Here is a 25,865-nt window from a genome sequence, read left to right on the forward strand (position 1 = left end):
AGCCTCACCGCGCGGAAAGAGACGTCCCGGAAGACAGCGGGCCCTCCGTCCACACAGGGACGAAGGGCCCGAGCACACCTCACACGGCTCCGTGCCTCACTGCTCCGCGGGCGTCGCGGGGATGAGCGCACCGAGGTCCGCGTCGCGCAGGGAGTTGACGAGCACGCCGTCAATCTTCCGCACGCCATTCACCACCACGGTGGGCTTCTCGAAGAAGAGGTTGTTCCAGACGAAGTCGGCCAGGGCCTGCTCGGCGCTCGCGGGCCAGCTCGCGTCCATGGGCCCCTGGTAGTACCCGAGCTTGTGCAGCGCGCGCTTCACCACCTTCGCGTTCTCACGGTCCAGGGGCACGAGGTCCGCCGCGTACGTCACGGCGATGCCGGCCTGGTAGCGGTTCAGCTGCACCTCCAAGTCACGCAGCGCCGTCGTGCTGAGGTGGGTGACGGCGTCCGCAATCACGTGCGTGTAGAAGGCCGAGTCGTCCGTGCTGTTCCACACTCGGATGACGCCGGAGCGCTCGCCATTGCGGTCGCCGCCCACGCGCGAGCCGGCCTTGAGCGAGGCGAACAGCCGCTGCGGCAGGCTGCCCCGGGCCTTGTCGAAGGCCTGGGCCATGACGCGGCACATCTCGGCGGTGGTCTGGTTGTTGGCCTGCACCACGTAGGTGGCGCCCTTGATGGAGCACCGGAACTCGGCGCTCTCCTCACCCGTGCGCTGGCCCACCGTCACGGTGCCGTCGGGGTTCAGCTTCACCGCGGCGAGCTGGCGGTACGCGCCATACGGGTCCGCGGCCATCACCGCGTCGACGGCGGCCTGCGCCGTCTCGCCCGAGTCGATGCGGCTGATGATGGCATTGGCGTCATCCACCGACGGGAGGTACATGCTGGCCACCGCCACGTCCGAGCGCCCGTAGGGCACCAGTCCGCTCACGCCTGCGGGGAACGAGATGACGGCCGTGCCGCACGACTTCTCCACGGGGTCGCACGCGACGATGGCGCGCGTGCCGAACAGGCGCGAGTTGACGGCGGGGCGGTCCGCCGCGGCCGCGGTGGAGGACGCCAGCAACAGGGATGAGAGGACCAGCAGGCCGCGCTGTAGGAGCTTCATCGTCGGGACCTCGGGACGAGGGTGTCCGCTCCGCGCGCGCCAGGTGGCACGGCGGTGGAGCCCTCATGGATGGGAGGAGTTGAATCCCGGGGTTCGGCTGTCACCGTCCCCGGCGCTGTCAGGGCGGAAAACGCAGCACTCCTCCGCGCATATCGGAGAAACGCGACGGCTTGGGAATACGGTCAGGCAGCTCACTCAGGGCGCGGCCATCAGCCTCACCGCGCGTCCGCGGCGGGCGGCGTCCTTCGTGGAATGAACGTTCATTCCGGCATCCCCAGCGCCGCCCGACGCCCGCTTCCCGTCACCGCTGATGGCTATCCCGGCCTTTCCGGAGAGGGCCCGATGTCCTGGCTGCCTGGCGCGCGGCGGGGCCGTGTGGGCTTCTGTCCGGAAAATTGAAGCAGCGGCAATCCGGCGAGCGGATGCAAATGCATGACACACGCGAGGCCGCGCCGCGGTTATGGTGCGCGCCCGGCCGCAGTGCGCGTGCCCCCGCTAACGCGAACGAACCGGAGAGCAACACCCCATGGCAATCGACCTCACCTCCCTTCCCCGCCCCTCACGGGATGACAACACCGTGGGCACCATGGCGCGGGGTCTCGTCGGCAGCGAGATCCTGAAAATCGCCGCGCAAATCCGGGAGCTCGTCGCCAAAGGCCAGAAGGTGTGCAACCTCACGGTGGGCGACTTCGCGCCGAAGGAGTTCCCCATCCCCGACGGGCTGCGGGCGCACATCGCCACCGCGCTCCAGGGCGGGGAGACGAACTACCCGCCGTCCGACGGCGTGCTCGACCTGCGCCAGGCGGTGCAGCGCTTCTACGAGCGCGCGCTCGGCCTGAAGTATCCGCTGGAGGGCATCGTCATCGCCGGCGGCGCGCGTCCCATCATCTACGGCACGTACCGCAGCGTGGTGGACGAGGGAGAGACGGTCGTCTACCCGGTGCCCTCGTGGAACAACAACCACTACGCGTACATCATGGGCGCGAAGAGCGTGGTCGTGGAGACGGACCCCGCGCACGGCTTCATGCCCACCGTGGAGCAACTTGCGCCCCACCTGAGCACCGCGCGGTTGCTATGCCTGTGCAGCCCGCTCAACCCCACCGGCACCATGATTGCGCCGGACACGCTGGCCGCCATCTGCGAGCGCGTCGTCGCCGAGAATCGTGAGCGTGAGAAGCGCGGCCAGAAGCCGCTCATCCTCATGTACGACCAGATTTACTGGGTGCTGAGCTTCGGCGCGGTGAAGCACGTGACGCCCGTGGAGCTGGTGCCCGAGGTGGCGAAGTACACCGTCTTCGTGGACGGCATCTCCAAGGCCTTCGCCGCCACCGGCGTGCGCGTGGGCTGGGGCGTGGGCCCGCCGACGATTATTGCCCGCATGCGCGACGTGCTGGGCCACGTGGGCGCCTGGGCGCCCAAGGCCGAGCAGGTCGCGGTGGCCCGCTACCTCGATGACGTGCCGGCCACGGAGGGCTTCCTCAAGGTCATGCGCGAGCGCGTGGACGAGCGCCTGGAGGCGCTGCACAAGGGCTTCACGCGGATGCGCGAGGCGGGGCTGCCGGTGCAGCACATCGCCCCGCAGGGCGCCATCTACCTCTCCGTGCGCTTCGACATGATTGGCAAGGGTGGCTTCAAGACGAACGAGGACATCCGCCGGCTGCTGCTGGAGAAGGCGAGCTTCGCGGTGGTGCCGTTCCAGGCCTTCGGCCTGCCCGCGGACACCGGCTGGTTCCGCCTGTCCGTCGGTGCCACCTCGGTGAAGGAAATCGAGGAGGCGCTGCCCCGCGTGGAGGCCGCCCTCCGCGAGGCGCTCGGCGCGAAGTAGGCCCGCGTCAACACGCGGAGTCCGGGCGGGGACAGTCCAACCGATGTCCCCGCTCTCGGGCCCGGGGCCTGGAGAACGGACCCCGGGGCTTCGAGTCGCACGGCATTTTCGGGGAAGACGGAAGACATTCTCTGGACGGGGAACCCGGGAATACACTGCGCGGGCTTCCGTTGGTCCGCGCACGTGCCCGGCGGGACACAGGCGTCCGGGCTTTCCTCAACGCGTGCCATCTTCACCATGCTCAAGCGATTCGTGGACGTCCGGGACGAGGAGGTGGGCGCGGTCCTCGGCTCGTTCCTCTACTTCTTCACGCTGATGTGCGGCTACGCCATCCTCAAGCCCATCCGCACGGAGCTGGGCACGGCGGGCAGCGTGAAGGACCTCCCCGAGCTGTACACGGCGACGTTCCTGGTGATGCTCGCGGTGGTGCCGGCGTACTCGGCCGTGGTGGCGCGCTGGCCCCGGCGCATCGTGATTCCCCGCGTCTACCGCTTCTTCCTCCTGTGCCTGGTGGCGCTCTTCGCGCTGCTGAAGCTGGAGGTGGCGCCGGTGCTGGTGTCGCGCGTCTTCTTCGTGTGGCTCAGCGTCTACAACCTGTTCGTGGTCTCCATCTTCTGGAGCTTCATGTCGGACGTCTTCGCCAGCGGCCAGGGCAAGCGTCTGTTCGGCTTCATCGCCGCGGGAGGCACCACGGGCATGCTCGTGGGGCCCTTCCTGGTGGGGCGCCTCGCGAAGCCGCTGGGGCCGGTGAATCTCATCCTCATCAGCGTGGTGCTGCTGGAGGTGAGCGCGCAGTGCGTGCGCCACCTGTCGCGCTGGGCCCATGACGTGCAGCACCAGCCGCCGGCCGCGGAGGGGCCCGTGGGCGGAGGCGTGCTCGCCGGGCTGCGGCTGCTCCTGACGTCGCCGTTCCTGCTCGCGCTCGGCCTCCAGGTACTGCTGTACGCGGCCACGTCCACGTTCATCAGCTTCCAGGAGGTGCGTCTCGTCGCCGAGGTGGGCAGGGACGCCGCCCACCGCACCGCGCTGTACGGGGACATCGACTTCTACGTGCAGCTCGCGACGCTGGTGCTGCAGGCCGCCGTGACGGGGCGCTTCATCTCCAAGCTGGGGTTGGGCGCGGCCATGGCGGTGGCGCCGGTGCTGACGGCGCTGGGCTTCCTGGGGCTGGCGGCGGTGCCGGTGCTGGGTGTGCTCATCGCCTTCAAGTCGCTGCGCGGGGCGAGCCACTACGCGCTGGAGCGCCCGTCGCGGGAAATCCTCTTCACCACGGTGGACCGCGAGGCCCGCTACAAGTCGAAGAGCTTCATCGACACGGTGGTGTACCGGGGCAGCGACACGCTGAGCGGCTGGCTCCAGGAGGGCCTGAAGGGCCTGGGGATGAGCATGACGGGCCTGTCGCTGGTGGCGGTGCCGCTGGCGGGGCTGTGGCTGGCGGTGTCGCTGTACCTCGCACGGCATCAGCGGAATCACCCGGGCACTCCGGCCGCGCTGGCGCCCGCGGTTCCCGATAATGTCCCGGCCCGCTGAAGCGCGCGGCCCCGCCGGGCGATGTGACTTCTAGATGCAACAGGGCAACAGGAGAAACACGGCATGAAGCTGTCCCGCAGAGGAGTGATTCAGGGAGCGGCCGCGGTGGGCTCGCTCTGGATGCTGGGCTGTGCCTCGTCGAGCAAGAGTGGGGCGGGGGGTATGGACGCGGAGGCGGGCGCGCAGGCCGCGAAGCTGCCGCCGCCCTCCAAGCCGCAGAACATCCTCATCCTCGGTGGCACCCAGTTCCTGGGCCCGGCGCTGGTGGAGTTCGCGCGCTCGCGTGGCCACACCGTCACCCTCTTCAACCGCGGCCGCACCAACCCGAGCCTCTTCCCGGACGTGGAGAAGCTGCAGGGCAACCGCGACCCGAACCGGGACGACGGCCTGAAGGCGCTCGAGGGGCGCAAGTGGGACGCGGTGGTGGACACGTCCGGCTATGTGCCGCGCATCGTCAAGGCGTCGGCGGAGTTGCTGGCGCCGAACGTGGAGCACTACGTCTTCGTGTCGTCCATCTCCGTCTACAAGGACCTGTCCCAGTACGGCATCGACGAGTCCTCGCCGCTGGCGACGATGGCGGACGAGACGAACGAGAAGGTGATGGAGAACTACGGCGCGCTGAAGGCGCTGTGCGAGAAGGCGGCGGAGACGGCGATGCCGGGCCGCGTCCTCAACGTGCGCCCGGGCCTGATTGTCGGGCCGGATGACCCGTCGGACCGCTTCACGTACTGGCCGGTGCGCGTGGCGCGCGGCGGCGAGGTGCTGGCGCCGGGCGATGGGCAGGACCCGGCGCAGTTCATCGACGCGCGCGACCTGGCGCAGTGGATCATCCTCAACGTGGAGCGCCGCACGGCGGGCGTCTTCAACGCCACGGGCCCCACCCAGCCGGTGCTGATGAAGGACTTCCTGGAGCTGTGCAAGAAGACCACGGGCGGCGAGGCGAGCTTCACGTGGGCGGACACCACGTTCCTGGACAAGCAGAAGGTGGCGGCGTGGACGGACATGCCGGTATGGGTGCCGCGCACGGGTGAGGAGAAGGGCCTGGGGCACGTGGGCATCCAGAAGGCGCTGGCCACGGGCCTGACGTTCCGGCCGGCGGCGGACACGATTCGCGACACGCTGGCGTGGTTCCGCACGCTGCCGCCCGAGCGTCAGGCGAAGCTGGACGCGGGCCTGACGGCGGAGCGCGAGAAGGAAGTGCTCGCCGCGTGGCACCAGGAGCACCCGGGCACCGCGAAGGCGGGCTGAGAGGCCGGCATCAAGCGCGGATGACGGTGACGGGGAGGCCCGAGGGCGTACGGGCCTCCTCGGCGCGGGTGCGCTCCAACCTGGACCGCCATGCAACGGTCCACCCGTCCAGTCCTTGCACCCAGGCGAGCACGTTGGCAGGACAGGGACGCGGCTCGGCTCGCCTTGCACGGTGCAGCCCATCCGCCGCGAGGGAGCGACGATGACGCCCGACCTGCACCTCCTGTCCCGAGCCCGCGTGCTCGCCCTGCTCCTCTCCCTGGCCCTCGCGGCTTGTGGTGGCAAGGAGGTCCGGCCAGACGGGAGCGGTGATGACACCGACGCGGGCACGGAAGAGTCGGACGCCGGCACCGTCCCGGAGGGCGCCTGCGCTCCACTGAAGCTGGAGCGCGACGTGCAACTCGATGGCTTCCGTACCGAGCGCTACACCTGGCGCGACGCGGACTGCCACCCTCGCTCCGCCGCGCTCGTGCGCAACGACGCCACGGACCCCGCGGGGTGGAACGGCGGTTACCTCCGCCGCTACACGTACGAAGTCTCCGGCGCCACGCGCACCTGCGACGGCGCGCATGACCAGGTCCCCGGCTGGGGCATGGTGGTGTGCCACCTCAAGGACGGCGCCACCTGGGGCAACTGGACCGAGGGCATCCGCGGCACCGGCCGCACCGTCTTCGAAGGGCGCCACCACGCCCTCCACGAGTTCCGCTGGCCCCTCCCGCTCGACGGCCACGTCGTCAACGTGACGGTGCACTACCTCTTCGCCACCGGCCGCAGCCACCCGCTCTACGCGATTACGCACGACGCCTCGGGCATCCAGGCCGACGTCATCCAGGCCGACGTGCGCTCCCCGTACGGAGACCTCCTCTTCGACGCCAACGCCAACGCCGAAATCGCCGGCCTCGGCTGGGGGGACCGCAACCGCTTCGTCACGCTCTCCTCCCCGGTGAGGATGAACACCGGCTGGGACTACACCGCGCCCAACGTCGTCCCCTACACCCGCATGTGGACGGCCGCGCCCGACGCGGAGATGGGCGTGGTGCAGACGCAGACGTGGGAGCAGAAGCCCGCGGGCGGATACTGGTTCTACCCGAGCCGCGGTGCTCGCGACGCGGACGGCCCCATGCCCGTGGACTACAACTGGACGTACCAGCTCAACCAGTACGAGCTGTCTGGCACCACCCGCTCACACCGCCTCGCGTGGGGCAGCAACTTCGGCGCCGTGGGCCAGCGCCAGTACCCGCGCTATGGCGACGACGCCAACCTCTCCGGCTACCCGTACCAGAGCTACTCCACCTTCCTCGTGCTGGGCACCCACGCCGAGGACCCGGTGCTGAAGCTCGCCGCCGAGGTGGAGGCCTGGCAGGGCGTGCGCCTGTCCGCCACCGAGGGCACCGTCGCCACCCGCGGCCCCGGCGGCGTGGCGCGCAACGACGCCGTGACGTACGACGTGCCCGGCTACAACCCCGTCTACGCCACGTGGGAAGCGCAGGCCGCCAGCAACCGCGCCACGCTCCGCTTCGAGGTGGGCACCCGCACCCTCATGCACCCCGTGCTGGTGCTGCGCGGCTACACCGCGTCCTCGCCGCCCACCCGCGTCACCCTCGACGGACAGGCCCTCACCGCAGACGTGGACTACTTCGCCTCGGTGGACACCGCCGGTGACGCGCTGTGGCTCACCGTGAATCGCGCCCTCACCGGCACCCGCACGCTGCACGTGGAGTGACGCCGAAGGCCGCCGTGCCCCGAAAAAAGCTACGGGGGGTGCTCCGATGGACTCGGAGCACCCCCCGGAAAATGACCCAATCAGGAGTCGGCTCTCCCCCTCTTGGCGAGCGTGACTCCGGGTCCCCCTACCGCGGACGCCACCGCCCCCGCGATGACGTCCTCCTACCCGCCCCTGAGTGTCCGGAGGGCCTTGGACCCCTCCAGCGAACCTGCATGCGTGACGCGCATCCCCCCGGTGCGCGTTATGTCCCCACCCGGTGCGTGTCCGGTACCCCCAGTACCGACACCCGCGTGGGGCGTGATTCCTTCTTCGAGCGCTCGGCGTCCTCCCAGGGCACCGCGGGCCGCGAGAGTGCTCGCAGTCGCGCCAGCGTCTGGGCCCAGCCGAACGTCTGCGGGCGCATGGATGCGACCCGCGTCACTTCCCCCATGACTTCGCGAAGTAGCCCGGTTGCGGTCGACTTCGAGAGCACCGCCAGTTGCGCCCGCTTCGCCCCCGCGAAGATGGCCAGCAGCGGTACTTCGATTCCCCCTTCTTCCCCCTCGACCGCCCGCCGCCACTCCGCCCGGGACGGACGCCCCGGACCGCGAATCTTGGCCCCTGTGTCTCCGTGCGACATGGAGCGGGCCTTCGTGTTTCCCCCCGGAATCCGATGGCTCGACTCATGCGCAACGTGTGACATCTGCTTCCCCCCAGCACCAACAGTGAAGCTGCTGCTCCCCCTGTCACCCAGCGCCGTTGGCGATTGGCGACAACGGCATACTGACCCAGGTGGCGGGAGCAGTTTTCTTTTGCCGCGCCAAGTGCTTGCGCGAAGGCGCCAGCGCGATTGTGGCCACTCCGTCACGGCGGAAAGCCCCATTCCTCCCTCCCGTTTTCCCCAGACCTGGAGCGTTGGGGACTGTCGCGAGCGGATGTGAAGGGCGCGCCCGCGGCGCTCCTCGGTCGACAGGGCAGCGGGCAGGCGTGACAGGTAGGGACAGCGGGGGCTCGGACATGTCAGCCTGACGCGGTAGGGAGGTGGGCTTCCGCGGTGCGCCAGGGGACGACCCGGGGTGTGGGCGGAAGCGGGCGGGAGGGGAGTGGGCTTCATGAGGTGGGACGAGATGGGCGAGTCGCCCCGCGAGGACAGGCACGGGAGCAGGGACGGCGCGCCGGCGCGTGCCGGAGGGCGGGCGTCCGTCCTGGCGGTGCTGGCGGAGAAGCCGGCCGTGGCGCGCGACATCGCCCGTGTGCTGGGCGCGCACGAGCGCGGAGACGGCTACCTCCAGGGCAACGGCTACGTGGTGACGTGGGCCATCGGCCACCTGGTGGGGCTCGCGCAGCCGCACGAGATTCGCGCGGACTGGAAGAAGTGGAGCCGCGCGCTCCTGCCCATGCTGCCGGCGGAGTGGCCGCTCGTCGTCTCCAAGGAGACGCACACGCAGTTCGGCGTGGTGAAGCGCATCCTCAACGCGCCGGAAGTCTCGGCCGTGGTGTGCGCCACGGACGCGGGCCGCGAGGGCGAGCTCATCTTCCGCTACATCTACGAGGCGGCCGGGTGCCGCAAACCCATCCGGCGGCTGTGGGTGTCCTCGCTGACGGAGCGGGCCATTCGCGACGGCTTCCAGAAGCTCGCGGACGGGCGCGACTACGAGCCGCTCGCCGCCGCGGCCATGGGACGCAGCCGGGCGGACTGGCTGGTGGGGATGAACCTGTCGCGCCTGTACACGCTGGCGCACGGCGGGCACGGGGAGATGCTGAGCGTGGGGCGCGTGCAGACGCCCACGCTGGCCATGTTGGTGGAGCGCGAAATCGCCATCCGCGACTTCGTGCCCCGGGACTACCTGGAGGTGGTGGCCACCTTCGTGCCGCGCTCGAAGGCGGTGCCCGTGGGGGCGCAGTACAAGGGCACGTGGTTCCGCTCGGGGCCGGACGGCAGGCCGGTGGTGAAGCCCGGTGACTCCCCGCGCGAGGCCCGCCGCCTGGACGCGGACGGCGTGGAGGCGCAGGCCATCATCGACCGCGTGCGGCGCGGGAGCGCGGCGATTGAGTCGCTGGAGTCGGAGGAGAAGCGGATGCCGCCTCCGCTCCTCTACGATTTGACGGAGCTCCAGCGGCACGCCAACCGGCTCTACGGCTTCAGCGCGCAGCGCACGCTGGAGGTGGCGCAGGCGCTGTATGAGAAGCACAAGCTCTTGAGCTACCCGCGCACCGCGAGCCGGCACCTGTCTCGCACGGTGGCGGACACGCTGCCGGAGGTGGTGAACGCCATCCGCGCGCCCTACGAGGAGGACCTCGCGCCGGGCACGGGCGGGCGGCCGCTGGGCAAGCGGTACGTGGACGACGCGAAGGTGACGGACCACCACGCCATCATCCCCACGCCCACGTCGCCCGAGGCCGTGCGCCTGTCTCCGGACGAGCAGCGCATCTACGACCTCGTGTGCCGGCGCGTGCTCCAGGCGTGGCACGAGGACCATGTCTGGCGCGTCACCACGGTGATGACGGCGGTGACGTCCGGAGGCGCGGCGGCGCCGGTGGTGGACCGCTTCCAGAGCACCGGCACGCAGGTGGAGCGGGTGGGCTGGAAGGTGCTGGACATCGGCGGCGGGCAGAAGGCGCCGCGCCCGAAGGCGGAAGGCAAGAAGGGCGAGGACGAGGAGCGCGAGCCGGACGACGAGCCGCAGTCGCTGCCGACGGGACTGGAGCGCGGGCAGCCGCAGACGGTGGAGGACGCGGAGGCGGTGAAGAAGCGCACGCGCCCGCCGCCGCGCTTCACGGACGCGTCGCTGCTGACGGCGATGGAGACGGCGGGCAAGGCGCTCGACGAGAAGGAGCTGGCGGACGCGATGCGCGAGACGGGGCTGGGCACGCCCGCCACGCGCGCGGCCATCATCGAGGTGCTCCTGGACCGCGAGTACCTGCGCCGGCGCGGCAAGGTGATGGAGGCCACGGAGAAGGGCATCCACCTCATCCAGGTGGTGCACCCGCACGTGAAGTCGCCGGCCATGACGGGGCAGTGGGAGGCGTGGCTCCAGCGGATTGAACGCGGCGAGGGACAGCTGGACGAGTTCCTGCGCGGCATCGAGAAGTACGTCATCGAGGTGGTGGGGCAGGGGCCCGCGAGTCCGGCCGGGTCACCGGGGCCGCGCTCCTTCCAGGCCTCCGCGCAGGCGGATGAGGCGCAACCTTCCTTCCGCCCAGGCTCCGCGCCACGCGTGCCAGCGCAGGCGGCTCCGCGCTCGTTCCAGGATGCGCCCTCGTTCACGGCTGCCTCGTCGGGTGCTCGGGGCACTCAGCGCTCACCCCAGGAAGCCGCCGCGTCCGGTCAGCTCTCGGTGGGGCCGTGGTCCGGAAGCCAGGGCGGTCCGCGCCGTGCCGTGTCGAATGCGTTCTCGGATGCCTCGGTGGTGATGTCCTCGCCGGGCCGCATGGGGGCCCCGGGGCCCGAGGCCACCTCCGGCCGTGCAGGCGCTCCAGGAGACGCGGGCGCGCCGGCCCGCTTCTCCGTGCCCGCCCAGGGTGGCATGGCCGTGGACCCGACGGTCTCCCGGGCCTGGCGGGGCGCCGAGCCGGAGGAGGACTCGTGGAACCGGGGCGCCACGGGACGCAGGGCCTCTGCGCGGGCCGCCGCCGCTCCGTCAGCCCAGGCGCGCCCCGCGCGCGTGAAGCGCGCACCCACGCCGCCGGACCAGCTCCGCTCGCTGCTGAAGGAGGCCTTCGGCTTCTCCGACTTCCGTCCCTACCAGGAGGCCGTGTGCCGCGCGGCCACGGCGGGCGAGGATTTGCTCCTCGTCATGCCCACGGGCGCGGGCAAGTCGCTCTGCTACCAGCTCCCGGGCCTGGCTCGCGCGGGCACCACGCTGGTGGTCAGCCCGCTCATCGCGCTCATGGAGGACCAGGTGGCGCGGCTCCAGTCGCTCGGCTTCGCGGCGGACCGCATCCACTCCGGGCGCGACAGGGCCATGTCCCGTCAGGTCTGCGCGGACTACCTGGAGGACAAGCTCGACTTCCTCTTCATCGCGCCCGAGCGGCTCGGCGTGCCCGGCTTCGTGGAGTTCCTCGCGCGCCGCACCCCGGCGCTCATCGCCATCGACGAGGCGCACTGCATCTCCCAGTGGGGCCACGACTTCCGTCCGGACTACCGGCTGCTCGGCGCGCGGCTGCCGCTCCTGCGCCCCGCGCCCGTGGTGGCCCTCACCGCCACCGCCACGCCGGACGTGCAGCGCGACATCGTCCAGCAGCTCGGGCTGCACGGGCCCGGCGGCAAGGCGCGCACCTTCATCCACGGCTTCCGCCGCACCAACATCGCCATTGAAGTGCGTGAGCTGAACCCCGGCGCGCGCGGAGACGCCATCCGCTCGCTGCTGTCGGACGAGGAGAACCGGCCCGCCATCGTCTACGCGGCCACGCGCAAGCACGCCGAGCAGCTCGCGGAGATGCTCTCCACGGAGGAAGAACTGACCTGCGCCGCGTACCACGCGGGCCTCCAGCCCGCCGAGCGAGACCGCGTGCAGGCCGAGTTCCTCAAGGGCGCGCTGGAGGTCATCGTCGCCACCACCGCGTTCGGCATGGGCATCGACAAGCCGGACGTGCGCACCGTCATCCACGCCGCGCTGCCGGCGAGCCTGGAGGGCTACTACCAGGAGCTCGGCCGCGCGGGCCGAGACGGGAAGCCCTCGCGCGCGGTGTTGCTGCACTCGTACATCGACCGGCGCACGCACGAGTTCTTCCACCGCCGCGACTACCCCGAGCCCCACGTCCTGGAACGGCTGTTCCACGCCACGGGCACGCAGCTGGAGCCGAAGGTGGTGCTCCAGGGGCGCGTGCGCGGGGACCCGGAGGTCTTCGACAAGGCGCTGGAGCAGCTCTGGATTCACGGCGGCGTGGTGATGACGCCCGAGGAGACGGTGGCGCGCGGGCGGCCGGGGTGGCTGGCCTCGTATGCCTCGCAGCGCGAGCGCAAGCTGCTGCACCTGGAGCAGATGGGGCGCTACGCGGAGGCGCACGGCTGCCGCATGAAGCAGCTGGTGCAGCACTTCGGTGACGTGCAGGACTCCGGCGAGGCGTGCGGCCTGTGTGACGTGTGCTCGCCCGAGTCGTGCGCCACGCTGCGCTTCGTGGAGCCCACCGCCGCGGAGCGGCACTTCATGGAGCGCATCCTCGAGTCGCTGCACGAGCGCGATGGACAGGCCATGGGCCGGCTCCACAGAGAGCTGTTCGGCGAGTCCCTCCCGCGCCGCGACTTCGAGCGGCTGGCGGGCGGGCTCGTGCGCGCGGGGCTGGCACGGCTGGACGTGGACTCGTTCGACAAGGACGGGCAGGTCATCAACTTCCAGCGCCTGTCCCTGACGGACGAGGGCCGGCGCACCCGCGAGGTGGACCCGCGCCAGGTGTTCCTCCCGCTCCCGCTGGAGAAGGCGTCGAAGAAGAAGCGCCGCAAGTCGGACGCCGCGGGCACGGGCACGAAGCGCACGTCCCGCAAGCGGGGCTCGCGCTCGGGCGGGGATGACGCCGCGCCGAAGAAGCCCTGGCGCGCGAATGCTCCCTCGGGGGACTCGGCGGAGGGACGCTCCTCCTGGAATGCCTCGCGCGGTGGACGCACGGACATCGTCCATGACGACGCGCCTTCTCCCACGTCGCGCGGACGGCGCGCGGTGGTGAGTGACTCGGATGGGGCGGAGGCCTCTCCGGCGCTGGTGGAGGCGCTGAAGGCGTGGCGGCTCGCGGAGGCGCGCAGGCGCAAGGTGCCCGCGTTCCGCATCCTCACGGACCGGGTGCTGGGCGCCATCGCCGAGGCGCGGCCGGAGAATGGCCGCGAGCTCATGGCCATCCACGGCGTGGGCCCCGCGCTCACCGAGCGCTACGGCACGGAAATCCTCTCCCTCGTCTCGCGCCGGCGCTGAGGGGCTTCTCCCGGGGCGGCGCGGGTGTCACCCGCCGTCCACTCCGTCCGCCCTCACACGTCATGCGTCCGACAGGGGGTTCGCCCTCGAAGCCTGCTCGTACTCGCGGCATGACCGCATCGTGCACAGATGTGTCGCTGGCCATGACCTTGGAGGCAGCGCATGCGCGGTGCTCGGTGGGCGAAGGCGTGTGGCGCGGCACTGGTGGCGGCCCTCGTGGGCGGCTGCGAGCCGCTGCTCGATGATGACGCGGTCCACGTCACCATCTACGACTGGCACTACCAGCCCACGCACATCCGCGTGAAGCCCGGGCAGACGGTGGCCGTGCTCAACCTGGACACGGCGCCGCACTCGGCGACGAGCTCTTCGCACCCGGGCAGGTTCGTCCCCGGCGAGTCGGACGGCATCTTCTTCGACACGGGGCCCTTCCTCGGCGAGGAGCGCTCCTTCACCATTCCGGTGGACGCCGTGCCCGGCGCCATCGTCCCGTACTTCTGCACCGTCCATCACGACTTCGAGCACGGCGTGGGCCGGCTCATGGTCGTCGAGTAGCACCACGTCCCCCTCCCCCGTGGAGCGGCCGGCCAGGCGGGAAATCCTTTTCCCTGCACGTAGAGGCACTGTGCCGCCATGTGCACGGGCTTCACCTTTCGGCGCATCCGGCGCGGGGGCGCGCGGGGGAGGGGAAGCGCGAGATGGAACTGGGTTTCGAGACCATTGGCAATGCCACACTCATCTGTCACGACAACGGTCCGGTGCTGGTGACGGACCCCTGGATGGACGGTGGGGCGTACTTCGGAAGCTGGACGCTGTCTCACGAAGTCCCCGAAGCGCAGCGCGACGCCATCCAGCGGAGCGAGTACGTGTGGCTCTCCCACGGCCACCCGGACCACCTCAGCATGGAGACGCTGGAGAAGCTGCGGAAGAGCACGCTGCTGGTGCCCAACCACTTCGGCAACCGCATCCGCGATGACCTGCGTGGCCAGGGCTTCAGCGTCCACGTGCTCGCGGACAGGGTGTGGACGCAGCTGTCCCCGCGCATCCGCGTCATGTGCCTGCCGGACATGAACCAGGACGCGGTGCTGCTGGTGGACGTGGGCGGACGCCTCGTCATCAACCTCAACGACGCGGGGGACCGCGGCTGGGGCCGCTACGTGCGCGGCATCGTCCGGGGCTACCAGGAGTCGTACCTGTTGGCCCTGTCCGGCTACGGCGACGCGGACATGATCAACTACTTCACCGAGGACGGGCAGCGCATTCCCCCGTACGCCGCGGCGAAGAACCCCGTGGGCCGCACCATCGCCCGTCAGGCCGAGTTCTACGGCGCCCGCTACTTCGTGCCCTTCAGCTCCATGCACAAGTACCAGCGCGCCGACAGCATCTGGGCCTCCGAGTACACCACCACGCTGGAGGACTATGGCCGCGGCTTCGAGTCCCAGTCCTGCGCGCTGCTGCCGGCCTTCATCCGCCAGGACTTCATCAAGGACAGCACCGAGCTCATCCGCCCGAAGGAGCGCGCCCTCGTCCCGGTGGACCCGAAGTTGTTCGGCGACGACTGGAGCGAATTGCTGGAGGCCGACGAGGCGAAGGCGCTGTGCGACTACTTCCGCTCCATCGAGCACCTGGGCACCGCGCTGGACTTCCTCCGCTTCCGCGTGGGCGGGCAGGACCACGTCATCGAGTTCCACCGGCGCCGCTTCCGCCGCGGCATCACCTTCGAGGCGCCGCGCAACTCGCTGATGACGGCCGTGCGCTACCAGGTCTTCGACGACTTGCTCATCGGCAACTTCATGAAGACGACGCTGCACGGCGACTTCGGCGAGGGGAAGCTGTACCCGGACTTCAGCCCCTACGTGGCCAAGTACGCGGACAACGGCCGCGCCCGCACGCGCAACGAGCTGAAGACGTACTTCTCCGACTACCGCAATAGAGACCCGGTGGGCTTCCTGCGCGCCAAGGTGGAGGCCCACTGCGTGCGCCCCCTCCAGACGCAGTCCGCGGAGCTCCTGCGCACCCTGCTGCCCGCCGACTCCGCCGCCTTCCGCGCCGCGAAGGAGACCTTCTGGAAGGTGCGCCGCGCCCTTTTGTAACCCGCATGACGCAACTTCCCGGCGCGGTGCGCCGATACTCAAGAATCCGGCCGCAACGCGTCGGAACAGGTGACGCACCCGGACTCAGTCGGAGTCTGGGCGACTCGCACTTGCCGTATGGGCTGTCCGGCGTGTCCTGGCTCGGGACGCGCTGGCCACGTGGGGCAGGTGACCGATTACAAGACAGCACTGTCCGTTTATGGCACGTCCCGGTGCATGAGGGGATTCCCTTATGTTCACGCGGACTTGGCGCTGAAAACGTCACCTGGATTTACATCCGGGGCACTGGGACATGGAGTGCGGATACTCCAGGTTAAACAGTGTTTGCGGTTTTCACCCTCTGAAAACCTCTTGGCCCGTCAATTGCTCATCGGCGGGGCGCGCCGGACCGCGGCTGGTGGACGCCAGGCGGCCGGCGCGTCCCCCGCAGTTGTTTTCAGAGGAACCCCGATGCTCAAGTTTTCCAAGTTTGCGCTGCTGGCTGGTGTTGCCCTTCTCGGCGCTGCGTGCGGTGGCCCCGAGGCCTCCGAGACGCAGGCCCCCACCGTGTCGTGGGAGGAGTTCCGCGCGAGCGCCCACCAGGAGGCCGAGGGCGGCAAGTTCATCGTCGACGGCGACCTGGCCTTCGACTCGATGGACGACGTGAAGGCCTTCTATGACGACAACGTCGCCAAGGAGAATGGCACCAGCAACGACGGCCTCGCGGTGTACTACGTGAGCGGCGCGGACGTGAAGTGGAGCTCCACCCAGAAGGGCAACCTGACCTACTGCGTGAGCACCACCAGCTTCGGCACCCGTAAGACTTCCGTGGTCAACGCGATGAACAGCGCGACGGCGGCCTGGGAGGCCACCGCGAGCGTGAACTTCGTCCACAGCACCACCTACGACAGCAACTGCACCGCGTCCCAGACGGGCGTGCTGTTCGACGTGCGCCAGACGAGCGACACGTCCTACCTCGCGCGCGCGTTCTTCCCGAACAACGCCCGCTCCAGCCGCAACATCCTCATCTCCACCAGCGCCTTCGGCAACGTCTCGCCGTACACGCTGACGGGCATCCTCCGCCACGAGCTCGGCCACACGCTGGGCTTCCGTCACGAGCACACCCGCTCCACCGCGAGCGGCTGCTACGAGGACGCCCAGTGGCGCGCGCTGACCACGTATGACCGTTCGTCCGTCATGCACTACCCCCAGTGCAACGGCACGCAGACGGGCGACCTGGTCCTCACCAGCCTGGACAAGACCGGCGCTCGCGCGCTGTACCCGTAATCAGGTTGCGCATTGCTGACGCACCCGCCGGGGCATGAGCCCTGGCGGGCCGCGTGGGCCTTCGAGGCCGGAAGCGCTCCCCCGAGCACGAGGGGTGACGCCTTCCGGCCCTCGTCGTTTTCGGAGCGCGCGCGGCCCCTCACATGGTCGCGCCGAGCTCGTCTCCGGCGCTCGACTGCTCGAAGAAGATGAGCGTCTTCACGTGGTCCGAGCCCTCGATGTCGAGGCACTCCAGCTCGCCGCTCTCGCTCTCGTCCGCGTAGATGTGGTCCGGCGTGGAGACGCGGTGGGTGATTTCGTCGCCCGGCCGGCCGACGATGATTTCCACGGCGCCCGAGTTGCTGCCCTTCTCCTCGAGGGCAATCTCGATGAGCGGCAGCCGGCTGGCGAGCGGCTGCTCACCCAGGTCCGGGCTCTCCGTCTCGATGCGGACCCAGTGGTCCTTCTCCAGGTTGCTCAGCAGGGCGAGGTAGTCCGCCCACCCCTCCCGGGGAATCTCTCGCGTGTGGTGCATGTGCGCTGCCTCCGGCTTCCATCGCTTCTGTGGAAACCGTAAGGCGTGCGCGCCCGGGGTGAGCGGCGGGCCTGCCCTCCCGGCGTGACAGGAGGGCCGCCACCGCGCCCTCGCAGCGCTGGCCGGTGGGGGGGGCCGGAATCATTCCGCCAGCGCCCGTACCTCCTCGCCCTCCATGGCGAGACGGATGGTTCCGGAGGCGTCCGTCCGGCCGAAGTGCTCGTACGCGGCGCGCTCCAGCAGGGGGGACAGGGTGGCGCGCAGGCCGCGGGCGCCCGTCTCGCGCTTGAGGGCGCCCGCCACCACGTGCTCGCGCACGGCGGGCTCCACCAGCAGGCGCAGGCCCTCCTGCTCGAACTCGCGCTCGTACGCGCGCAGCACGTTGTGCTGGAGGATGTCGCTCAGCGTGGCCGCGTCCAGCGGGTTGAAGGACACCAGCCGGTTGAAGCGGCCGATGAGCTCCGGGATGAAGCCGTAGCGGGCGAAGGCGGTGGTCTGCTCCAACTGCTCCGGTGACACGCTCGCGGCGATGGTCTCATCCCGCATCGCGCGCGGCTCGCGGCCGAAGCCCAGTCGCTCGCTGCGGGCCATGCCCTCCGCGGTGGAGCGCAGCCCGCTGAAGGCCCCGCAGGCGATGAAGGTGAGGCAGGACAGCTCCATGTGCTCCGGCTGCAGGCGGCTGGTGAAGCCGAAGTCCGCGGGGAAGTCCGCGCTGGAGGCGGACAAGAGGTGCAGCAGGCTGCGCTGCACGCCGAAGCCGCTGACGTCCTTGGTGGTCTGCTGCCCGGCGAAGCGGCTGTCGGAGCGGCTGGTGGCGAGCTTGTCGAACTCGTCCATGCAGATGACGCCGCACGCGGCCCAGTCCGCATCCTTGTCCGCGACCTCGTACAGGCGCGACAGCAGGGTGTTGACGTCGTCGCCCACGTAGCCCGTCTCGGAGAACTGGGTGGCGTCCGCCAGCACCGTGGGCACCGCGAGGATTTCGCGGAACAGGAGCTCCACGAGGAACGTCTTCCCCGCGCCGGTGGGGCCGAGGAACAGGCAGTTCTCCCGCTGGCCCGGCTCCGGGGCGAGCCCCTCCAGGTGGAGCCGGCGGATGCGGCGCAGGTGGCGGTAGGCGAGCACCGAGGCCGCGCGCCGCGCCTCGTCCTGCCCGCGGTAGCCCAGGTCCGTCAGGCGCGCGTCGATTTCGCGCGGCGACAGCACCTCGATGGCGGCGACGCGCTCGCGCACGTCCTCACCGCGGGGGATGGGCCGTGGCTCCAGGCCAGTGCGGGCGATGCTCATTGCGGGGGCGCTCCAGGGAGGGCGCGGACGGCGATGGCCGGACCGGGCCACGCATCATCCCGGCGGACCCGCGACGTCTCAACACGGATTACCGCCCGCGCACTGGCGTGGGGCCGGCCGTCCCCGGAGGTGACGGCCCGTCAGGCGGTGGGGATCAGCGCTCCTCCCGCCCATGATGCCGGCGCGTCGGGAGGGTCATCTGGACCCATCCTCCATACCCGGCTGCTTTGAGTTCAGACAACTTCGCGCGATTACATAAACACGCGAAAATATTATTGTTTATTGAAATCTTGTAAAATGATTTTGCATCCCGGCCAGGTCTCCTGGTGGACCGAGGCTCCAGGCGGGGGCGAGGCTGCCCGTCCAAGCCCCTGGAAACAGGATGTTTTTCCCCTGGACCTGTTCTTGCTCTGCGTCCGCACCCACCCGGGTGGACAGGAGACCCCGCCCGCCCGGCTTCAACCACAGCCACGAGGGTTCGAATGCACAAGTTCCGCTCCATTGCTCTGCTCGCCGGTGCCGCCCTGCTGGGGTCCGCGTGTGGTGCTCCCGAAGGGGGCGCGCAGGACGCGCAGGCCGTCACGTACGAGGAGTTCCGCGGGCAGGTGTTCCAGGAGCCCGAGACGGGCGGCTTCGTGGTGGATGGCGACATCTACCTCCCCGCGGAGGCCCAGCTGCGTGAGTTCTACGAGCAGGCCGTCAGTGGCAGCGGCACGCAGGAGTCGGGGCTGGCCGTCTATTACAGCGGCGGCAAGGACATCAAATGGACCGCCACGCAGGCGCAGAACCTCACCTACTGCGTGAGCACCAAGTTCGGCAGCAACTACACCAAGGTCGTCAACGCGATGAACAGCGCGACCGCGGAGTGGGAGGCGACGGCGAACGTCAACTTCACCCACGTCAGCGCGCAGGACTCCAACTGCACCAACCGCAACACGGCGGTGCTGTTCGACGTGAACCCGACGAACTCCACCCAGTACCTGGCGCGCGCGTTCTTCCCCAACTACGCCCGCCGGGACAGCAACGTCCTCATTTCCACCAGCTCCTTCGGCAACATCTCGCCGTGGACGCTGACGGGCGTGCTGCGCCACGAGCTGGGCCACACCCTCGGCTTCCGCCACGAGCACACGCGCCTCACCAGCACCGGCTGCTACGAGGACGCCGCGTGGCGCGCGCTGACGTCGTACGACTCCAGCTCTGTCATGCACTACCCGCAGTGCAACGGCACGCAGACGGGTGACCTCGTGCTGACGAGCCTGGACAAGTCCGGCGCCCGCTCGCTGTACCCGTAGTCCACGGCGTCCCGCTTCGCTTTCGTGAAGCACCCACGGGCGGCTCCTCGCGAGGGGGGCCGCCCGTCGTCTTGGGGGCGCACCTGTGTCCGCGCCGATGAAGGTCCGTGGGCGCGCACGCGGCTGCGCCGATGAGGGCCGCCCGTTGTCTTGGGTACGCACGCGGCTGCGCCAATGAAGGCCGAGCGTGACGCGGGAGCTGGCCTGGCCTCCGGGCAGCCGGGGGGCCGCATCCGGACGCGCGTAGGGGCGCTGCCTAGCGTGTGGCCCATGAGCACCGTCGTGCAACACGTCGCAGCGCCTGTCCTCGCGCCGAAGCGGCGCCGGCTGCGCGAGTGGCGGGCCCTGTTCGCCCGCCTCCCCACGCCCTCGCGCGAGTCGCTGCCCGGACGTTACCGGGGAGAGCTCGTGGGGCCCGCGTGGCTGCGGCTCGGCTCGCCGGTGCTGCTGGCCGTGCTGGGCATGCGCGGCTGGTGGGGCAAGGACCTCGCGGCGGGCGCGTACGGCGGCGTCAACCTCGTGCGTCGAGGAGACGGTCTGCGCCCGTCCGTGCCGCTGCTGCTGCGCGAGGGGACTTCGCGGGCCGACGGCCGTGCGAGCCTCCAGGTGGAGTACCCGCGCGAGGCCGGCTGGCGGTGGCGTCCCTTCGTGGACGAGCTGCGCTGGCTCGACGGCCGCACGCTGCTCGCGCTCACGCACCTGGAGCTACCGGTGCTGCGGCGGCTCACGCTGCCCTTCCTGCTGCACCGTGAGACGGTGGCGCGCTGACGTTCCGATTCAGGCTCTCGCCTCGCCGAGGCAAGCGGCGCGGCTGTGCATGAAAAGGCTGTCGGAGTGGGCCTCCCCGGAGGCCGCCACATTGTCCTGACAGGAATTGTCACGGGTGCGTGCCGTGTGACGGATTTCGCCGCGAGGGCCTGTTGCGCCAGGGCCGTCATATCCCGGGCTTCGCCCGGCGTCCATGCCGCGTAGGCGCGTCTGACAATTCATTGCCCACTGAATGCTTTCCTGACTTTCTCCCTGCCTGCTAGGAACCCGAGCGAACGTCAGATTGTCGGACACTCCATCGTCGTCGTGGCCGGCACCGACGTCGCACCGGGAGACTTCATGAAAAGGCAGCAGTCTGTAGGGAGAGCCATGCCTTTCTGGCTGGCTTTGGGATTGTTCGCGGGAGCGGGATGTGGAGGCGCGGCATCCAGCCCACCCCCGGAAGCCACTCGGGCTCAATTACAGACGCGCCCGAGCGCGCTGCAACCCGGGCCGGACCTGGTGGTGACGGAGATTTCCGCCCCCAGCAGTCTGCTGACAGATGAGCCCTTCACGGCCACTGTAAAGGTTTGCAATCAGGGTGCGGACCCGGCGGCCACGTACTTTGAGCCACCCTGGCTGGAGTTGTACCTGTCCACGGATGCCTCGCTGTCGATTCCGGGAGGCGCGCCGCTTCCGCCGGACCAGCGGATGATTGGCAGTGTGCCTGTGCCCCCGCTGGCCTCGGGGCAATGCGTGTCGCGGAGCATCCAGGCCCATGCGTCCCTGCCGCCGGCCGCCTCGGGGGAGGGGGCGTACTATCTGGGTGCCATCGTCGATACGCTCCTGGTGCTCGACGAAGCGGACGAGACGAACAACGCCTTCGTGTCCGGTCTGATGGGGGTGGGCTACGACGCGGACCTGGTGGTCACGAAGGTGACGGGCCCGGCCAGCGTGCGGAACGGCGATTCCTTCACCGCCGCCGTGACGGTGTGCAACCAGGGCACCGAGTACGCGTCCTCGCCCGACGTGGAGCTGTACCTGTCCACGGACGCCGCCCTCTCGTTGCCGCCCACGGACCCGAACACGCCGCTGCCCACGGACCAGCGGCTGATTGGCCAGTTGAGCCTGCCCCCGCTGGGCGCGGGGCAGTGCGTGACGCGCAACTCGAATGTCAGCGCGAACCTGCCCCCCGACGCGCAGGGCGATGGGGCGTACTACCTGGGCGCCATCGTGGACCCCCACCAGTCCACGCAGGAGCTGCGCGAGGACAACAACGCCACCGTGGGCGGCCTGATGGGCGTGGGTGACCGCCCGGACCTGGTGGTGACGGAGGTGCGCGGGCCCGCGAGCGCGCAGCACGGCGGCCCCTTCAGGGCGACTGTCACCGTGTGCAACCAGGGGATGGGGTACGTCTACAACCCGCCCCCGGTGGAGCTGTACCTGTCCACGGACGCCACCCTCACGTTGCCGCCCACGGACCCGAACACTCCGCTGCCCACGGACCAGCGTCTGATTGGCCTGGTGTTCATGGCCCCAATGGGGCCGGGGCAGTGCCTGACGCGCGGCGTGGAGGCGAGCGCGTGGCTCCCGCAGGATGCGCAGGGCGATGGGGCGTACTACCTGGGCGCCATCGTCGACCCCTTCCAAGCCGAGCAGGAGCTACGCGAGGACAACAACGCCCACGTGTCCGGCCTGATGGGTGTGGGCCAAGGCGCGGACCTGGTGGTGACGGAGGTGAAGGGGCCGGCCAGCGTGCGGTACGGCGATTCCTTCACCGCCGCCGTGACGGTATGCAACCAGGGGACGACGTCCTCTGGTGGCTGGGGTAGCACCTGGGTGAGCCTGTATCTGTCCACGGGCACCACGCTCACGCCTCCCGAGCTCACCTTCCCGGGCTCGCCGATGCCCGGCGACCAGCAGGCGATTGGCTCCCTGTCTCTGCCTCCACTCCAGGCAGGGCAGTGCGTGACGCTGAAGCACAACGTCTTCGCGTACCCGCCTCCCGACCTGCAGGGCGATGGCGTCCTCCACCTGGGGGCCATCGTGGACCCCTATCTGGTGGAGCCGGAGCTGCGTGAGGACAACAACATCACCGTGGGTGGCCTGCTGGGCTTTGGCTCTCGTTCGGACCTGATGGTGACGCAGGTGACGGGGCAGGCCAGTGCACAGCCGGGTGCCCCTTTCACGGCCACCGTGACGGTGTGCAATCAGGGCACGCAGTCCACCTCCAGCTGGCCTGTCGTGGAGCTGTACCTGTCCCTGGGCCCCACGCTCACGGCTCCCAGCCCCGGGACTCCGCTTCCCTCGGACCAGCAGGCCATTGGCTACGTGTCCGTGCCCATGCTTGGCGCGGGGCAGTGCGCGACGCAGAGCGCGAACGTCCCCGCGTTCCCGCCGCCTGAATCGCAGGGACACGGAGCGTTCTACCTGGGCGCCATCGTGGACCCGTCCCAGTCCGAGCTGGAGCTGCGCGAGGACAACAACATCACCGTGGGCGGTCGGATGGGCGTGGGCTACGGCGCGGACCTGGTGGTCACCCAGGTGACGGGTCCGGCCAGCGCGAAGCCGGGTGACCCCTTCACGGCCACCGTGACGGTGTGCAACCAGGGCACGGCTCCCGCCTTCAGCGCTCCCTCCGTGGAGCTGTACCTGTCCCTGGACACCACGCTCTCGCCTCCGCGGCTGAACGGGCCGAGCATGCCGATGCCCACGGACCAGCAGCCCATTGGCACGGTGAGCCTGCCGCCGCTGGGCGTGGGGCAGTGCGTGACGCAGGGCACGAACGTCAACGCGTCCACGCCCTCCGCGTGGCAGGGCGTTGATGCCCTCTACCTGGGTGCCATCGTGGACCCGCTCCAGTCCGAGCAGGAGCTGCGCGAGGACAACAACATCACCGTGGGCAGCCTGATGGGCGTGGGCAACGCTTCGGACCTGGTGGTGACGCAAGTGACGGGGCCGGCCAGCGTGCGGCCCGGTGACTCCTTCATGGCCACCGTGACGGTGTGCAACCAGGGCACGGCTCCCACCTCCCGCGTTCCCTTCGTGGAGCTGTACCTGTCCCTGGACACCACGCTCTCGCTTCCACCTCCCGCTGACCAGCAGCGGATTGGCTTCGTGAGCGTGCCTCCCCTGGACGCGGGGCAGTGCGTGACGGACATGGCGTACGTCACCGCGTACCTGCCTCCCGCGTGGCAGGGCATCGAGGCCTTCTACCTGGGCGCCATCGTGGACCCGTCCTGGGACGTGCAGGAGCTGCGCGAGGACAACAACGCCACCGTGGGCGGTCTGCTGGGCGTGGGCCTCCGGTCCGACCTGGTGGTGAAGGAGGTGACGGGGCCCGCCAGCGTGCGGCCCGGTGACTCCTTCACGGCCTCGGTGACGGTGTGCAACCAGGGCACGGAGCCCACGTCCAGTGCGCCCTCCGTGGAGCTTTACCTGTCCACGGACACCACGCTCACGCCTCCGCAACAATCTGGCCCAGGCGCTCCGCCTCCCTCGGACCAGCAGCCCATTGGTATGGTGAGCCTGCCGCCGCTGGGCGCGGGGCAGTGCGTGACGCAGAGCACGAACGTCAGCGCGTCCCCGCCTCCCGCGTGGCAGGGAGGCGGCGTCCTCTACCTGGGCGCCATCGTGGACGCGTATCAGTCCGTGCAGGAGCTGCGCGAGGACAACAACGCCGCCGTGGGAGGCCCGTTGGGCGTGGGCAATGCCTCGGACCTGGTGGTGAAGGAGGTGAAGGGTCCGGCCAGCGCGAAGCCGGGTGACCCCATCACGGCCACCGTGACGGTGTGCAACCAGGGCACTGCGACCAACACCAACTGGCCCGTCGTGGAGCTGTACCTGTCCCTGGACACCACGCTCACGCCTCCGCCGCAGCCGGGCTCGGGCGAGCCGCCTCCGACGGACCAGCAGTCCATTGGCTACGTGGTCGTGCCTCAGCTGGGCGCGGGGCAGTGCGTGACGCAGAGCACGAGCGGCAACGTGTCCCCGCCTCCTGCCTGGCAGGGTGAAGGCGTCCTCTACCTGGGCGCCTTCGTGGATGCGCACCAGTTCGAGCCGGAGCTGCGCGAGGACAACAACGTCGCTGTCGTCTCGATGGGGTTGGGCAACGCTTCGGACCTGGTGGTGAAGGAGGTGACGGGGCCGGCCAGCGTGCGGCCCGGTGACTCCTTCACGGCCACCGTGACGGTGTGCAACCAGGGCACGGCGCCCACCTCCAGCGCTCCCTCCGTGGAGCTGTACCTGTCCACGGACACTACGCTCACGCCTCCCTGGCTGAACGGGCCGTGGGCGCCGATGCCTCCGGACCAGCGGTCCATTGGGAATGTGAGCCTGCCGCCGCTGGCCGCGGGGCAGTGCGTGACGCAGAGCGCGAGCGCCGCCGCGTTCCCACCTCCCATGGCGCAGGTGGACGGAGCCGTCTACCTGGGCGCCATCGTGGACGGGGCCCGGTCCGAACCGGAGCTGCGCGAGGACAACAACATCACCGTGGGAAGCCTCATGGGCGTGGGCCTCCGGTCAGACCTGGTGGTGACGGAGGTGAGCGCCCCGGCCAGCGTGGAGCCCGGCATGCCCTTCACTGCGTCCGTGACGGTGTGCAACCAGGGCACGGAGCCCGTCCAGAACTTCTCCATCGTGCACCTGTACCTCTCCACCGACACGTCGCTGGCGATGCCCATGTCGTCGTCGTCCCAGTGGAGTGACCAGGTCCGGGTGGGTTCCACGTACCTGCCGCCACTCACTCCGGGGCAGTGCTCGACGTTCCCGATGCCGGCCACCGCGACTCCGCCTCCGGACGCGCCGGGGGATGGCGCCGTCTACCTGGGCGCCATCGTCGACGCGTACCAGGTGGAGCCGGAGCTGCGCGAGGACAACAACGTTCTCCTCGGTGAGCGGATGGGCGTGGGCCTCCGTTCGGACCTGGTGGTGAAGCAACTGAGTGCCCCCACCTCGGTGCAACTGGGCAGCTTCTTCACCGCCGTGGTGGAGGTGTGCAACCAGGGGACGACGCCCGTGGGCTCCACCCAGGGCACGCCCACCCTCGGGCTGTACATCTCCACGGACACCACGCTCACGTTCCCGGGTGGCCCGGGCCCCTTCCCCGAGGACCAGTTCCAGGTGGGCACCGCCCAGGTGAGCCCGCTGGCGCCGGGACAGTGCGAGACGCTCAACGTGCAGGGGTTGGGTTACCGGCCGCATCTGGGCCAGAGCCCCGGCACCTGGTTCGTGGGCGTCATCGTGGACGCGTACCAGACGGAGCCGGAGCTGCGTGAGGACAACAACGCCCGCGCGGACTTCGCCATCGCGCTGGTCCCGTAGCAGCGCTTCACTCCGCGGAGGGCGGG

At 70.0% G+C, this 25,865-nt stretch carries 15 protein-coding genes; 11 read left to right on the forward strand and 4 right to left on the reverse strand.

What is annotated here, in order from left to right:
- Positions 1-96 precede the first annotated feature (96 nt).
- Positions 97-1,107, reverse strand: a complete 1,011-nt coding sequence (locus tag ACVTJA_RS04155; RefSeq protein WP_465833965.1) for a DUF1028 domain-containing protein — start codon at positions 1,105-1,107, stop codon at positions 97-99.
- 526 nt (positions 1,108-1,633) lie between these two features.
- Between ACVTJA_RS04155 and ACVTJA_RS04160 the strand changes: the two genes are divergently transcribed.
- The 4 genes from ACVTJA_RS04160 (at position 1,634) to ACVTJA_RS04175 (ending at position 7,433) form a co-directional block, all read left to right on the forward strand.
- On the forward strand, positions 1,634-2,932 hold the full coding sequence (locus tag ACVTJA_RS04160) for a pyridoxal phosphate-dependent aminotransferase (protein WP_465833967.1): 1,299 nt from the start codon (positions 1,634-1,636) through the stop codon (positions 2,930-2,932).
- A gap of 237 nt (positions 2,933-3,169) precedes the next feature.
- Positions 3,170-4,462, forward strand: coding sequence for an NTP/NDP exchange transporter (locus ACVTJA_RS04165; RefSeq protein ID WP_465833969.1), 1,293 nt, complete (start codon positions 3,170-3,172; stop codon positions 4,460-4,462).
- Between the two features lie 63 nt (positions 4,463-4,525).
- Positions 4,526-5,710 (forward strand): SDR family oxidoreductase, encoded by a 1,185-nt coding sequence (locus ACVTJA_RS04170; protein ID WP_465833971.1) that lies wholly within the window; start codon positions 4,526-4,528, stop codon positions 5,708-5,710.
- Positions 5,711-5,912: 202 nt separating this feature from the next.
- A complete protein-coding gene (locus ACVTJA_RS04175) occupies positions 5,913-7,433 on the forward strand; it encodes a hypothetical protein (RefSeq protein ID WP_465833972.1) in 1,521 nt (506 codons plus the stop codon).
- A gap of 244 nt (positions 7,434-7,677) precedes the next feature.
- Here the strand turns inward: ACVTJA_RS04175 and ACVTJA_RS04180 are convergent, their stop codons facing one another.
- Positions 7,678-8,055: a hypothetical protein gene (locus ACVTJA_RS04180; RefSeq protein WP_465833973.1), complete on the reverse strand. Its 378-nt coding sequence runs from the start codon at positions 8,053-8,055 to the stop codon at positions 7,678-7,680.
- 472 nt (positions 8,056-8,527) lie between these two features.
- Here ACVTJA_RS04180 and ACVTJA_RS04185 point away from each other — a divergent pair, with 472 nt between their 5' ends.
- From ACVTJA_RS04185 to ACVTJA_RS04200, 4 genes are all read left to right on the forward strand, one after another.
- Positions 8,528-13,321 (forward strand): DNA topoisomerase 3, encoded by a 4,794-nt coding sequence (locus tag ACVTJA_RS04185; RefSeq protein ID WP_465833975.1) that lies wholly within the window; start codon positions 8,528-8,530, stop codon positions 13,319-13,321.
- A gap of 162 nt (positions 13,322-13,483) precedes the next feature.
- Positions 13,484-13,873, forward strand: a complete 390-nt coding sequence (locus ACVTJA_RS04190; RefSeq protein ID WP_465833977.1) for a cupredoxin domain-containing protein — start codon at positions 13,484-13,486, stop codon at positions 13,871-13,873.
- 143 nt (positions 13,874-14,016) lie between these two features.
- Positions 14,017-15,411 (forward strand): MBL fold metallo-hydrolase, encoded by a 1,395-nt coding sequence (locus ACVTJA_RS04195; RefSeq protein ID WP_465833979.1) that lies wholly within the window; start codon positions 14,017-14,019, stop codon positions 15,409-15,411.
- Positions 15,412-15,861: 450 nt separating this feature from the next.
- Positions 15,862-16,677, forward strand: coding sequence for a M57 family metalloprotease (locus tag ACVTJA_RS04200; protein WP_465833981.1), 816 nt, complete (start codon positions 15,862-15,864; stop codon positions 16,675-16,677).
- A gap of 139 nt (positions 16,678-16,816) precedes the next feature.
- Here ACVTJA_RS04200 and ACVTJA_RS04205 read toward each other — a convergent pair whose 3' ends face one another.
- On the reverse strand, positions 16,817-17,191 hold the full coding sequence (locus ACVTJA_RS04205; protein WP_465833982.1) for a DUF5335 family protein: 375 nt from the start codon (positions 17,189-17,191) through the stop codon (positions 16,817-16,819).
- A 141-nt stretch (positions 17,192-17,332) separates the two neighbouring features.
- Positions 17,333-18,478: an AAA family ATPase gene (locus ACVTJA_RS04210; protein ID WP_465833984.1), complete on the reverse strand. Its 1,146-nt coding sequence runs from the start codon at positions 18,476-18,478 to the stop codon at positions 17,333-17,335.
- A gap of 482 nt (positions 18,479-18,960) precedes the next feature.
- Here ACVTJA_RS04210 and ACVTJA_RS04215 point away from each other — a divergent pair, with 482 nt between their 5' ends.
- From ACVTJA_RS04215 to ACVTJA_RS04225, 3 genes are all read left to right on the forward strand, one after another.
- Positions 18,961-19,770 (forward strand): M57 family metalloprotease, encoded by an 810-nt coding sequence (locus tag ACVTJA_RS04215; protein ID WP_465833986.1) that lies wholly within the window; start codon positions 18,961-18,963, stop codon positions 19,768-19,770.
- A 282-nt stretch (positions 19,771-20,052) separates the two neighbouring features.
- Positions 20,053-20,538: a hypothetical protein gene (locus tag ACVTJA_RS04220; RefSeq protein WP_465833988.1), complete on the forward strand. Its 486-nt coding sequence runs from the start codon at positions 20,053-20,055 to the stop codon at positions 20,536-20,538.
- 504 nt (positions 20,539-21,042) lie between these two features.
- Positions 21,043-25,839 carry a CARDB domain-containing protein gene (locus tag ACVTJA_RS04225; protein ID WP_465833990.1) on the forward strand — a complete coding sequence of 1,599 codons (4,797 nt, stop codon included), beginning with the start codon at positions 21,043-21,045 and terminating at the stop codon, positions 25,837-25,839.
- Positions 25,840-25,865 lie beyond the last annotated feature (26 nt).

The sequence above is a fragment of the Pyxidicoccus sp. M6 genome, from assembly GCF_055568925.1.